This is a genomic window from Paenibacillus sp. FSL R7-0345 (assembly GCF_038595055.1).
Lineage (GTDB): Bacteria > Bacillota > Bacilli > Paenibacillales > Paenibacillaceae > Paenibacillus_AQ.
Map to the genome: position 1 here is coordinate 6,171,640 of NZ_CP152002.1, position 12,442 is coordinate 6,184,081.

At 52.6% G+C, this 12,442-nt stretch carries 10 protein-coding genes; 2 read left to right on the plus strand and 8 right to left on the minus strand.

Translation table 11 applies throughout. The features are described from left to right. Positions 1 to 105 precede the first annotated feature (105 nt). The 5 genes from NST84_RS26730 to deoC all read right to left on the minus strand — a co-directional run bounded on the left by NST84_RS26730 (position 106) and on the right by deoC (position 7,501). Positions 106 to 2,070 carry a heavy metal translocating P-type ATPase gene (locus NST84_RS26730; RefSeq protein ID WP_342563094.1) on the minus strand — a complete coding sequence of 655 codons (1,965 nt, stop codon included), beginning with the start codon at positions 2,068 to 2,070 and terminating at the stop codon, positions 106 to 108. Positions 2,071 to 3,064: 994 nt separating this feature from the next. After that, a complete protein-coding gene (locus NST84_RS26735) occupies positions 3,065 to 4,201 on the minus strand; it encodes a hypothetical protein (RefSeq protein ID WP_342563095.1) in 1,137 nt (378 codons plus the stop codon). 339 nt (positions 4,202 to 4,540) lie between these two features. Continuing rightward, positions 4,541 to 5,833 carry a homocysteine synthase gene (locus NST84_RS26740; protein ID WP_342563096.1) on the minus strand — a complete coding sequence of 431 codons (1,293 nt, stop codon included), beginning with the start codon at positions 5,831 to 5,833 and terminating at the stop codon, positions 4,541 to 4,543. A 363-nt stretch (positions 5,834 to 6,196) separates the two neighbouring features. Next, positions 6,197 to 6,715, minus strand: a complete 519-nt coding sequence (locus tag NST84_RS26745) for a GNAT family N-acetyltransferase (protein WP_342563097.1) — start codon at positions 6,713 to 6,715, stop codon at positions 6,197 to 6,199. 108 nt (positions 6,716 to 6,823) lie between these two features. After that, complete coding sequence (gene deoC / locus NST84_RS26750) at positions 6,824 to 7,501, minus strand: deoxyribose-phosphate aldolase (protein ID WP_342563098.1); 678 nt, start codon at positions 7,499 to 7,501, stop codon at positions 6,824 to 6,826. A gap of 272 nt (positions 7,502 to 7,773) precedes the next feature. Between deoC and NST84_RS26755 the strand changes: the two genes are divergently transcribed. Then, entirely contained in the window at positions 7,774 to 8,115 is a 342-nt protein-coding gene (locus tag NST84_RS26755) for a hypothetical protein (RefSeq protein WP_342563099.1), read from the plus strand. Positions 8,116 to 8,124: 9 nt separating this feature from the next. Beyond that, positions 8,125 to 9,135, plus strand: coding sequence for a ketoacyl-ACP synthase III (locus tag NST84_RS26760; RefSeq protein WP_342563100.1), 1,011 nt, complete (start codon positions 8,125 to 8,127; stop codon positions 9,133 to 9,135). 87 nt (positions 9,136 to 9,222) lie between these two features. Here NST84_RS26760 and NST84_RS26765 read toward each other — a convergent pair whose 3' ends face one another. The 3 genes from NST84_RS26765 to NST84_RS26775 are packed head-to-tail and all read right to left on the minus strand — an operon-like array spanning position 9,223 to position 12,260. Further along, positions 9,223 to 10,128: a hypothetical protein gene (locus tag NST84_RS26765; protein WP_342563101.1), complete on the minus strand. Its 906-nt coding sequence runs from the start codon at positions 10,126 to 10,128 to the stop codon at positions 9,223 to 9,225. Positions 10,129 to 10,157: 29 nt separating this feature from the next. Continuing rightward, positions 10,158 to 10,748 carry a hypothetical protein gene (locus tag NST84_RS26770; protein WP_342563102.1) on the minus strand — a complete coding sequence of 197 codons (591 nt, stop codon included), beginning with the start codon at positions 10,746 to 10,748 and terminating at the stop codon, positions 10,158 to 10,160. 57 nt (positions 10,749 to 10,805) lie between these two features. Continuing rightward, positions 10,806 to 12,260 carry a SulP family inorganic anion transporter gene (locus NST84_RS26775; RefSeq protein ID WP_342563103.1) on the minus strand — a complete coding sequence of 485 codons (1,455 nt, stop codon included), beginning with the start codon at positions 12,258 to 12,260 and terminating at the stop codon, positions 10,806 to 10,808. Positions 12,261 to 12,442 lie beyond the last annotated feature (182 nt).

The following is a 12,442-nucleotide window of genomic DNA, read 5'->3' on the forward strand; positions in this document are numbered from 1 at the left end:
GAATATGTCAATATGCCAGACTCGTGCGAATGGTCCTTTTTTGTGAACAATTCAATTTCAAACAACTTATTTTGCAGAACAGGCCAAGCGGCCGCGGCCGCTTCATTATCTCAGCAGTCTCAGACCGTTCAGAATGACCAGGATTGTACTGCCTTCATGGCCGACTACGCCGAACGGAAGGGCAATCCCCTGTAAAAAGTTGCTCAGCATCAGCGAAGCAATCACCGTCACCGCAAAAATCATATTCTGCTTTACAATCCGCTGCGTCCGGCGGGCCAGCTCAATAGTTGAAGCAATCTCTTCAATATTGTCATTCATCAATACGACGTCGGCGATCTCCAGTGCAGCCCCGCTGCCCTTCATTCCCATCCCGATGCCCACTGTTGCCGTCGCGAGTGCAGGAGCATCATTAACGCCGTCGCCAACCATGACAACCTGCCCGTATTGCTCACGCAGCTCTTTAATCCGGGTAACCTTATCCTCCGGCAAAAGCCCGGCAAATACCAGATCTACTCCCGTTTTGCCCGCCATCACGCCTGCTGCCGCCTTCCGGTCACCCGTGAGCATCGCCACTTTAACTCCGAGCTGCTGCAATTTACGCACTGCGGCTGCCGCCTGCGGACGCACCGTATCCTGCAAAGCGATCATCCCGGCAATCCGCTCCTCTTCCAGAATCAGTGAAACGGTTTTGCCTTCACTCTCCAGTTGCTCCCGGAGTGCAAACCACTGTGAATAGCTATCGGTTTCGGCTGCCGGCTGTTTATCCAGTACATCCGATCTGCCTATCCGCCACCTTGTGCCATTAATCCGGCCTTCAATTCCCCAGCCGGTTACGGACTTGCTTTCCTCAGCAGCAAGCAGCTCAACCTGCTCCTCCTCAGCCAGACGGACAACTGCTTCCGCCAGCGGATGGCGTGACAGCTGTTCGATCGAAGCACAGACTGCCAGCAGCGCCTTGCGGCTGTAGCCTTCACCGGCAATCAGGTCAGTAACCTGCAGCACACCTTCAGTCAGCGTACCTGTTTTGTCAAAAGCGACCACCTGCACCTTAGCCATATTTTCCAGATGAACTCCGCCTTTGAACAAAATGCCTTTGCGTGCGCTTTTGGAAATCGCCGACAGCATGGCCGGCATGATCGACGAGACGAGGGCGCACGGAGAGGCAACCACAAGGAACACCATCGCTTTATAAAAGGTATCACTCCAGCTCCAGTCCAGCACAAACGGCGGCAGAATAATTAGTGCGGCAGTGGCGATAACGATCACCCGGGCATAAACAGACTCCAGGCGTTTAATGAACCGCTGTGAATCCGGGACCTCTGTCTCTGCTTCCTCGACCATCCGGATGATCTTGGAAAAAAGCGTATTCTCAGCAGCAGTCGTAACCTCGATATACAACGGGCCTTCCCCGTTAACCGTGCCCGCGAACACCTCGCTGCCGGCCGCCTTCTCAACCGGCAGTGATTCGCCGGTAATGGACGCCTGATTGACTGATGACTCACCGCGGCACACCTTGCCGTCCGCCGGGATCAGTTCACCCGGACGGACCAGCAGCAGATCGCTTACTGCCAGCTGGTCAATCGGCACCTCGCTCATCTCCCCCTGCTCAATGCGGATCGCCGTTGCCGGCTTGAGCGCCATCAGCGCGGAGATATCCTTTTTACTACGTTCCATGGTATAGCTTTCCAGCGCTCCGCTCATGGCAAAAATAAAGATCAGCATCGCGCCTTCATTCCAGTAACCAATCGCTGCTGCACCTAAGGCGGCGGCGATCATCAGCAGATTGACGTCAAGATCGCGCTCTTTGACCAGCGTCTCCACGCCCTCCTTGGCCTTGATCCAGCCGCCTACTGTGTATGAAATTACATAGAGTCCTACGGACAGTACCTCTGACCAGCCGCTGGCTGCCCAGGCAATGAGCATTAGCAGACCGCTGCCGAGCGCAGCCTGCATTTCCGGATTGCTTAACATAGCCACCGGATCAAAACGCCGCGGCTTAGGCGCCCGGGGCTGCTGCCCGCTACCCTGACGGGCTGCCGATTTGGGGAGTTGTTTGGATGTTGCTTGCATAGTAATCACCTTCCTGAATGTATTGAGGGATGAAGCTTGATATTGGCCGGCCGGGTTATAGGTGCTGATGGATGAGTGCTGGCGCTGGTTATCCCTTCTTTCATATTTCAGCCTTACTGAGAATGAGAGCCATTATTAAAGCCCCTAAAATGACACATGCTGCCCCGGCTTAGCCGGGACAGCATCGTAAATGAGAATGATAATCATTTTTGTACTACTGCAAATATATTTCCTCAGTGCAACTTATAGCTATAATATACCACTTTATCCGCGAAAGTAAACCCCGGAACGCGCCTAATTAAATATTGCCGGAAAGTTGGTTAGACAAACCGGAGCTCGCTACGACCATGAAGTAAGATGAGAAAAGGGATGCCAGAGATTCTACCAAGGGAAGAACCTGTATTTCGAGAGCGCATTTTGGGAAATTTGACTGGGACCGGGGCGGCACCGGCATCTAAGTGGATTTTCGTCATCTAATTTCATCATTTCTTAGTTTTTTCGATCATTAGTTGGAAAAACAACACTTATATTGGTCCATGAACCTGTTTTAGAGTGAATACTGCTGAATGAAGTGACGTTTTTACAACTAGTTTTCTTCAACTGTTGCTTAGCCCGACATTAGTTGTCATTTTTCCGCTTAGCTTGCCCGGCTTCCTCCTGCAGAATGTTAGGGGGCAATCAATCAACACTAGACTTCCACACACCAGCGGTATTCTCTGCACATCAAAAGACGGTATCCCGCTTTTCAGCAAGGATACCGCCTTGATAGGGTACGAATACACTGGTTTCATTGTATAGCCGGACTGAGAGCATACGAATTAATGCCATCGGTGGGACACGGGCGTTACTCATTGGGCTGGCTAGTGGGCATCGGCGGCACAGGTGTGTTACTCATTGGACTTCATTAAACGAGCATTGACGGTATACGGACGTTACTCATTGTGTTGCACTAACGGGCATCCGCGGTACACGAGCGTGACTTAGAGCTGCAAGACTACAGCCATCCTTCGGCGGCTGTATCGGTTGTGTTGTCCTGCCGGGCCATCCAGGTCAGGCAGGCTGCCCGCAGCAGCGCTTCGGTCCGCTGGCCGGCGCTGCAAAAGATCCCGCTCATGCCGATCCGGTACAGATCGGCAAGCGCCCCCGCCGCCGGCGCCCCGGCGGCGAGCACCACAGCCGCCGGCCTCACGCGCCGCACGGCGGCCAGAGCGGCTTCCGCTGCCATGACGAAGTCCGCGGCAGCGGGTCCCTCCGGCGCGGCAGGCTCCGCCGCGCCGTCCAGCACCAGGAAATCGGCGATGCGCGCGATTTCCCCCGCGGCGGCGGGCGGCACACCGGGGGCGATACGCGCCCCGATGCTGCACGCCGCCGCGTAAGCGTGGCCGAGAGTCTGCTCGGCCACGTCCTCGATGAATTCGCGCTGCGCCGCGAATTCGGCCCTGCTGGCGGGGTACGCCGCCAGCAGATCGATGCGGCTGTCGCTGCCCAGCCGCTGGTTCGCCGCAAGCGCGGCGAACAGGGCTTCGAGCTGCGCGTCCTGCAGCTCCTTCAGCCTGGCAGGCCGGGCCGCCAGCTCCGGCGTGTGCAGCAGGGTGACGGCGGCCCAGATACTGTCCGCCGATTCCAGCAGAGCTGCAGAGGCAGCACGCAGCCGGTAATAGATGCGCTGCAGAGTCCGCTCAGCCTGCAGTGTATCTTCGCTATACAGCCAGCATTCATATAATCCGGCCAGTTCCGGGGTCTGAAGCCATTCCTCACTGCGGATCAGGCAGGGACCGGCCGGGAATGTGCCTGACTCATCGCGCAGCAGACGATCTCCCTGTCCCTCGCGCAACACTAGAAAGGCCGGGCGGTCTCCAGTCCGTTTCAGATAGGCACGGGCAGGCGGTTCCGCCTCCCTGCCCCGCTTTTCTGCGGTGATAAACTCCGCGGCAGCGGCAGCTACAGATGCAGCCTGGCTCATCTCAACTCCTAACGCCCGGTCAGCAGCACTATACTTGAACGGGCGTTCCCCACCATCGCGATTGTAATCCTGCTGTCGTTCACCCTTCATCACCGCACCCACCTTTTTTGGCTTTGGATTGCTGCCGGATCTGAACTGCAGGTCCGTGCTGTTTCCGGCATTGAACATTTCCACATTTTATAGATACGGGAGTAGGCCCGGAAATATGCAAGCGGTCTCAATTTACAGACAACCCACAGCAATTTCATGACATGAAGCAAACGCTAATCATCCTGTGAAAAAAGCTCTGCATGATCCGACCGTATTAAGCTCTCAACAGTGGAGACAGCAAAAAAGCCCCAACCGCACCTCCTCCATCCAAACTATTGGCTGGATAAAGGCAGATATGGTAAGGGCTCCGCTACCTGGATCTTATCACCTGCCTCGTTAGCGGCAGACACTTGAAGTTGCAATCTTTTACAGGGATTTCGGTTCAGGCTCAAGGCATATGGTCAGAGCGTTCCTGTCTTACTGCTGGCTTGCAGCAATCGCCTGCTCCAGATCAAACAGGATATCATCGATCGACTCTGTTCCGATTGAGAGACGCAGAAGCTCAGGTTTAACACCTGCAGCCGCCTGCTCTTCAGCGGACAACTGCTGATGGGTAGTACTCGCAGGGTGAATGATCAGTGACTTGGAATCGCCGACATTAGCAAGGTGGGAGAACAGTTTTACATTCTCGATCAGCTTGACGCCGGCGGCAGTCCCCCCTTTGATACCAAAGGTGAGGATCGCTCCCTGGCCTTTAGGTAAATATTTCTGTGCAAGGGCATAGGATGGGTGGCTCGGGAGACCGGCATAGCTGACCCATTCTACAGCTTCGTGACTTTCCAGGTACTGTGCCACCTTGAGCGCATTCCCGCTGTGGCGTTCGAGACGCAGATGCAGCGTTTCAAGCCCCTGCAAAAGCAGCCAGGAGTTAAACGGTGAAATCGCCGCTCCCAGATCACGCAGCAGCTGGACGCGGGCTTTGATAATATAAGCAATCGGCCCTACCGCTTCTGTGTACACGACTCCGTGGTAACTTGGGTCCGGTTCGGTCAGTCCCGGGAATTTACCGCTTGCCTTCCAGTCAAATTTACCGCCGTCAACGATGATACCCCCGATTGAGGTTCCGTGTCCGCCGATAAATTTGGTAGCCGAATGGACTACGATGTCTGCACCGTGCTCAATCGGACGCAGCAGATACGGGCTTGGGAATGTATTGTCTACAATCAGCGGAATACCGTGCTCATGAGCAATCGCTGCGACTGCTTCAATGTCCAGTACGTTCCCCTGCGGATTGCCGATCGTCTCGGCATAAAGCGCCTTGGTTTTATCTGTAATGGCAGCGCGGAAGTTCTCCGGGTTGTCCGAGTCCACGAAATTCACCTTGATTCCCAGCTTAGGCAGTGTGGTTGAGAACAGATTATAAGTTCCGCCATACAGGCTCGCTGAGGAAACCACCTCATCGCCTGCACCGGCAATATTCAGAATCGAGAAAGAAATAGCCGCCTGGCCGGAAGCTGTCGCAAGCGCCCCTGCCCCGCCTTCAAGCGCAGCGATGCGCTGCTCGAACACGTCGGTAGTCGGGTTCATCAGACGGGTATAAATATTACCGAATTCCTTCAGGGCAAACAGGTTGGCAGCATGCTCAGCATCCCGGAAGCCATAGGAAGTGGTCTGATACAGCGGTACAGCACGCGATAGTGTGGTAGGGTCAATCTCCTGGCCGGCATGAACAGCCAAAGTTTCGAACGACAGCTTACGGTCTTCTGACATTGGTATTTCCTCCCCTGTTATTATCAATGGCAAACATTATCAATCAAGAATTGTAACTATTCTCTCACAAATGATGTTATTTGGGAAGCAAAAAAACATATTAATCCGGTAAGTTTTATTATATTTATATAGCCAGCCTTTTTATCCATATGCTTCAATCCAGATTAGCCTAAATCAGCAGAAAAGTACACGCTTACATCTCTTGTTGATTCATTTTTCAAAATAAAGCAATTCAGACATAATCGTGACTCTAGAGAATATTTGAACTTCGGACCGCTGTTGCGCCAGAGAGAGACTAGTGGGGCTGTATGGCTGCTCTGCCCGTACCCGCCCCCTCCGTATAATCCGCCTGGGAAACTCCAGCTACTCTCCTGGCAACAGCTTCGGCAAGAAGTAATACACCAGTCCGTCCACAAGCTCCTTCTTGCGCTGAAAGCCCAAACGTTCCAGCAGCCGGGCTGAGCGCTCATTTGCCGGATCAATGGTTGCTTCGATCAGGTCAAGCTTCATTTGTTCGAAGCCCCAGCGGATAACCGGAGTAATGGCTTCTGTCATCAGTCCCCGGCTCCACCAGGTGCTGGACAGATCATAGCCGATTTCTGCCCTGGACTGCGCTTCCTTTACCCAGCAGTGATAGCCGCAGGTTCCTGCCAGCTGCCCGGTTGCCTTGTCAAAAAGTCCCCAGCGGCAGCCGGAATCCTCAGTGTGAAACCGGATAATCTCTGACGCCTCTGCCATATCCCTGCATGGAGGAATGTCCATATAGCGCGTAACCGCTTCGTCCGCAAAATGCCGGAAGACTGCTGCAGCATCGCTTTCTTTTAATACCCGTATGTATAACCGCTCCGTTTCCAGCGCCGGAAAAACTAACTTCTCTGCCACCCGTCTCCCCCCTGTCCCGCCAAATTTAACTTCCCAATATGCAAAAAAGCAGGAGAACACATATTAATAATGTTCCCCTGCTTGTCCTGCTGCTAAAAAATAAGTCTTTTAGTAGCTGCTCTGGCTCTGCTCGCCTTTGGCAATGGCTACCCCGCCGCTTGTTCCGATCCGGGTTGCGCCAGCGCCGATCATGATCAGCGCGTCTTCGCTGCTGCGTACGCCGCCGGAAGCTTTTACGCCGATGTCAGGGCCTACGGTTGCACGCATCAGTGCGATATCTTCTTTTGTTGCTCCGCCTGTGGAGAATCCGGTCGAAGTTTTAACAAAGTCTGCTCCGGCTTCTACTGCAAGCTTGCAGGCACGTACCTTTTCCTCTTCGCTCAGAAGACAGGTCTCGATAATCACTTTAGTAAGCGCTTTGCCGCGTGCCGCCTCAACAACCGCTGCAATATCACGCCGCACCAGTTCGTCGTCCCCGTCCTTCAAAGCGCCGATGTTGATGACCATATCCACTTCACCTGCACCGTTTGCAATGGCATTGGTTGTTTCAAAAGCCTTTGTCTCCGGAGTAGATGCTCCCAGCGGGAAGCCGATTACGGTACATACTTTGACCTCGGGGGTATCCTTCAGTACTTCGTGGGCTACTGCCACCCATGCCGGGTTAACGCAGACGGAAGCGAATGTGTAGGTTTTGGCCTCTTCCGCCAGCTTGATGATATCTTCCTTACGGGCATCCGCTTTAAGCAGCGTATGATCTATAATCCGGGATATTGTGTTCTCACTCATAGTTAATTCCTCCATAGTTGTAGATGTTCTCACACCTTGTAATCATACCAATAGTAGCCTGCTTTGGAAAGCAGAACGGCAAAGCCGGACCGCATCTCCGGCCGCAAATCGCTATAAGGAAAGCATCCTTTTTATTAATTTTAAAAAATAAAAAGGTTAAATATGAAAAATATCCCTTTTCAAAAGAGCGGCAATCGTTATAATAAATTCGTGATAAGTGATAATGAATTCCTTTTTTTAACATTTATTTTGTGATAAGGAGATGTTGGCAGATGGGAAGCTTTAATTTTGCAACAAATTCCGCAGATTCTATTCTAAATGTACAAGTCGAAGGAACAATGTCGGAGGAGGATGCCGGACGTTTTATCCAGGAATACAATCAGATTGTGAGCAAGTTCGATCCTGCTGAGTACGATATTGTGCTGGATTGCACCAGGCTGAATGTCTCTACTCCTGATGTGCTTCCTATGCTGGAGCAGTGCTATCTTTTGTATCAGCAGTCCGGCTTCAAGAAAGTGGTCTTTACCATCACCAAGAGTCCGATCCTCAAAATGCAGCTCAGCCGGGTAGCCCGCAGCACCAATCTGGAAAATTACGAAATTATAGAAGTATAGGTGAAGCTCATGGAACATACCGGAGACAATATCAGAATTCGCAATGCCGCTTATTATCATCCGCAGCATGTGGTAGACAATAATTATTACTTGAAGCACTTCGCCGCTCTCGGCAAGGATATCAAGAGGTTTCTGGAAGTGATGGGCCGTGAGCAGAGGTATATTATTAATAACGAGCATGAAAATGCTTTAACGATGGGCTATGAGGCAGCACAAAAGGTACTGGCCGGTGCCGGGCTGCAGGGTGAAGACCTTGATATGATTGTATTCGCCTCGCAGACACCGGAGTATACATATCCGACCAATGCCCTGCTGCTGCATCACCGGCTCGGCGGCAAGCACCGTGCCATCACACTGGATTCCAATGCCAACTGTGCAGGGATGGTAACCGCCGTCGAACAGGCCAGCCGTTATATGAAGGCTAACCGCAGTATCCGATACGCACTGATTGTCGGCAGCGACTACAGCTCCATTAACTGCAGGACAGACGATGAGATTACATACCCCAACTTCGGCGATGCCGCTGCAGCAGTCATTCTGGAGCGGACCCCGGAAGCATCAGGCTTCAGGGATTCGTTGTATTATACCGACTCCGGAATCTGGGAGAGTATTACTTTTCCTTCCTGCGGGCTATCGGGTATTTACCGCGAGGGCATAACGCCGGATGATATCAAGCTCCGCTGGAATCCTTTTGACGGTTCAGTATGCGTGGATGCAGCAGTTAATGACATTAAGGAACTGCTGGACCGCAACGGCCTTGCTGCCGGGGATATTTCCGCGTTCTGCCTGTCACAGTTTTCACTGAAGAACATCGAGCTGATCCGGGAAGCTCTTGGCCTGGAGGCAGAGGCCGAAAAGTTCATGTATGTCGGCGGCGAGTTCGGCTATACAGCGACCAGCAGCCCGTTCATCGCTTTCCAGCGCGGTGTGGAGGATGGGCGGATTCAGCGCGGGGATTATTTGATTTTCTGGTCTGTAGGCGCCGGCTGGCAGATTCCTACCATGTTATATCAATACTGATTCAGCACGGCGGACAAGCCTGCGGCTGAAGTTATTTAAAAGAGCCTTGCCCCGGTAACTCCGGCGGCAAGGCTCTCTTTTGTACAGCTAATAAGAGTTCCTCAGCTTTAATCCTTCCGGTGTAAGCTGGTACTCTTTCACTTCCGGATTGCCCAAATCCGCAGCTTCATAAATCAGATCATCCCTCAGCACCACGGAGTCTGCCTGCAGCGCATCGTTTATATAAGCTTCCTCAGCATGCCCATCATGCCAGCGGTACACATAGGCGGTCATCGGCGTACCATGGGCTGACACTACCTCAGCACTTCCGTTCCGGTCAACATCAGCTTCATTGGTATGTCCCGTGTCCACCCGCAGAATTCCTGTTGGAACTCGGGCCTCATCTATCGTGTAATAATTGCTGAGTGTTGAGTTAGCACCTAGACCTCCGGTGATTTTTAAAGCTTTTCCGTTAAAAAGGCTAACTACTGCTGCCCCCAGATCCTCTGGTTTACGGTAATTGTAAGTACCAGCCGGGCCGAGTCTGTAATGCACTGATGAGATCCTGAGATCAGCATACACAAAGTCCTCATCTCCCGGACGGGTATAGAAAGTAATCGCGGCTCCGCCTAAGTTCTTCAGCCGCTGCACTGAAACCGTCATTGCATCAGCGGGAATGCCAGTCCAGGCTTCAGCCGGCGGGAGCTGCTTCACTTCCTGCCAATCCAGTGCGATTAAAGCCTCCGGCAGCGTATCGCCCGGGAGCGGGATAGGTGTGGTTACTGTTGGCTGCTCCGGAGCTGCGGGTATGGCTGAATTAGTAGCGGGAGTGGACGATACATCGCCGGGAACGGACGCGGGGGTATCAAGGGAGGTTAACGGAGCCGTGTTATTAGACTCTACAACTGGAGACTGTTGTGGATTATTGCTGCCGCCGGTAAATCCGCAGCCTGAGCTGAGCACGAGCAGTACGGCTAGCAATGCTGCAGCTTTTGGAATGATCATAGTGTTCATCAGAGGACACCTCTTATTTGCTGGAATTACTACATAAAAGTATAATCATCCTCCGGCTGGCAAAGGTAACGGTATAGATGCCTTACGACTACAATGTTGTTGCATTTGCGGCTGCAGCTGTTTTCAAAGGCATTTGTGCCTTTCATTTCGTCCATTCGGCTCCGTGAGCCGAAATCAGAGGCATTTGTGCTCTTCATTTCGTCCATTCGGCTCCGCGAGCCGAAATCAGAGGCATTTGTGCCCTTCATTTCGCCCATTCGGCTCCACAAGCCGAAATCAGAGGCATTTGTGCCCTTCATTTCGCCCATTCGGCTCCGTGAGCCGAAATCAGAGGCATTTGTGCCCTTCATTTCGCCCATTCGGCTCCGCAAGCCGAAATCAGAGGCATTTGTGCCTTTCATTTCGTCCATTCGGCTCCGCGAGCCGAAATCAAAGGCATTTATGCCCTTCATTTCGTCCATTCGGCTCCGCGAGGCGAAATTAGAGGCATTTATGCCTTTCATTTCGTATATTCGGCCCCCCGAGCCGGAATGAAGGGCTCTCTTGCCCTTCATTTCGTCCATCCACTCCACACCAGCGCGGGTAGAAACGGAAATCAAATGCAAAACTGTTCTAACCATACAAAAAAACAGCCCTCTCCGCAGAGAAGGCTGTGATTCCGTATATTATTAACACTGTTAAGCATGTCCTCCGGTCAAGCCGGGTCCGATGCGGTTTACGAGCTGTGTGCTTTGTTCGTTCAAGCCGGTAATGGTTACTTTTTTGCCAAGCGCCCCGTATCTGCCGGTTACCTTGGCAATGGCTGCGGCGGCTGACTGATCCCAGACATGCGAATGAGAAAAATCAATGATAATCTGCCCGGGATCGCCGTCATAATTAAACTCCTGGACAAAATGGCTTGTCGTCCCGAAGAACAGCTGTCCGTTAACGGTGTACGTGGATGTATCCCCGGTGGTATGCACGTGCAAGCTGATCGAGGCTATTTTCCAGGCAAAGGACAAAGCGCTAAGCAGCACGCCGAACAGCACGCCGATCGACAAGTTATCCGTAGCAACCACTGTCACCACGGTCACGATCATCACCAGGGCATCCGCCCGCGGAACGCGGATCAGTGATGTCAGTGAGCTCCATTCAAAGGTGCTGATGCAGACCATGATCATGACACCGACCAGAGCACCCATCGGGATCTGCTTGACCACATCGCCGAGCACAAGAATAAGGATCAGCAGGAACACCCCGGATACAAAGGTGGACAGGCGGGTCCGTCCGCCCGATTTCATATTAACCATGGACTGGCCGATCATTGCACAGCCTGCCATACCGCCGAAGAAGCCGGTAACGATGTTCGCCAGACCCTGTCCTTTGGCTTCACGGTTCTTATCACTCGGAGTACCTGTAATATCATCGATCAGTGTAGCTGTCATCAGTGACTCAAGCAGGCCGACAACGGCAAGAGACAATGAATATGGCAGAATAGTCAGCAGCATGTCCAGTGTGAGCGGCAGCTGCGGAAGATGAAAAAACGGCAGAGCCGATGTAATCTCGCCCATATCCCCTACACGCTTCACATCAAGATCAAGCACAATGCTAAGCACCGATACAATTATGATAGCCACAAGCGCTGACGGCACCGCCTTGGTGAAACGCGGAACAGTATAGATAATCACCAGCGTCAAGGCCACCAGGGCATACATCACCCAGCCCTGTCCTTTAAAATGCACCAGCTGGGCCATGAAGATCAGAATAGCCAGCGCGTTGACAAAGCCGGTCATTACCGGCTGCGGCAGGAAGGTGATGAACCGCCCCAGCTTCAGCATCCCCATCAGAATCTGAATAATTCCGCAGAGAATCGTCGCTGCGAACAGGTACTCGATCCCGTGATTCAGCACAAGACTGCCGACGAGCAGAGCCATGGCTCCTGTCGCTGCCGAGATCATCCCCGGCCGTCCTCCCGCTAATGCAGTAACAACTGCAATGCAGAAGGAGGCGTAGAGGCCGACCATCGGGCTGACTCCGGCCAGAATCGAGAACGCGATCGCTTCCGGGATCAGCGCTATAGCCACCGTCATGCCTGACAAGACATCACTTCTGGTGTTGGATAACCAGCCGTTATTCAATTGATTTTGCTTCAAAATGCTGTTTCCTCCTGTGTCTGTTAAGGTTATGAGGACATCCCCCAGATGTCCTCGTCCGGTGCAACGCCAATGTTCCTAATTGTACCGGAAATGCCCTACTCTCCACAAAAGTTACTTATGCACTTGTAAGCGTTTAATTCTAAATAATTCTCTTCATTACTGCTATTTTCTCGGGAATA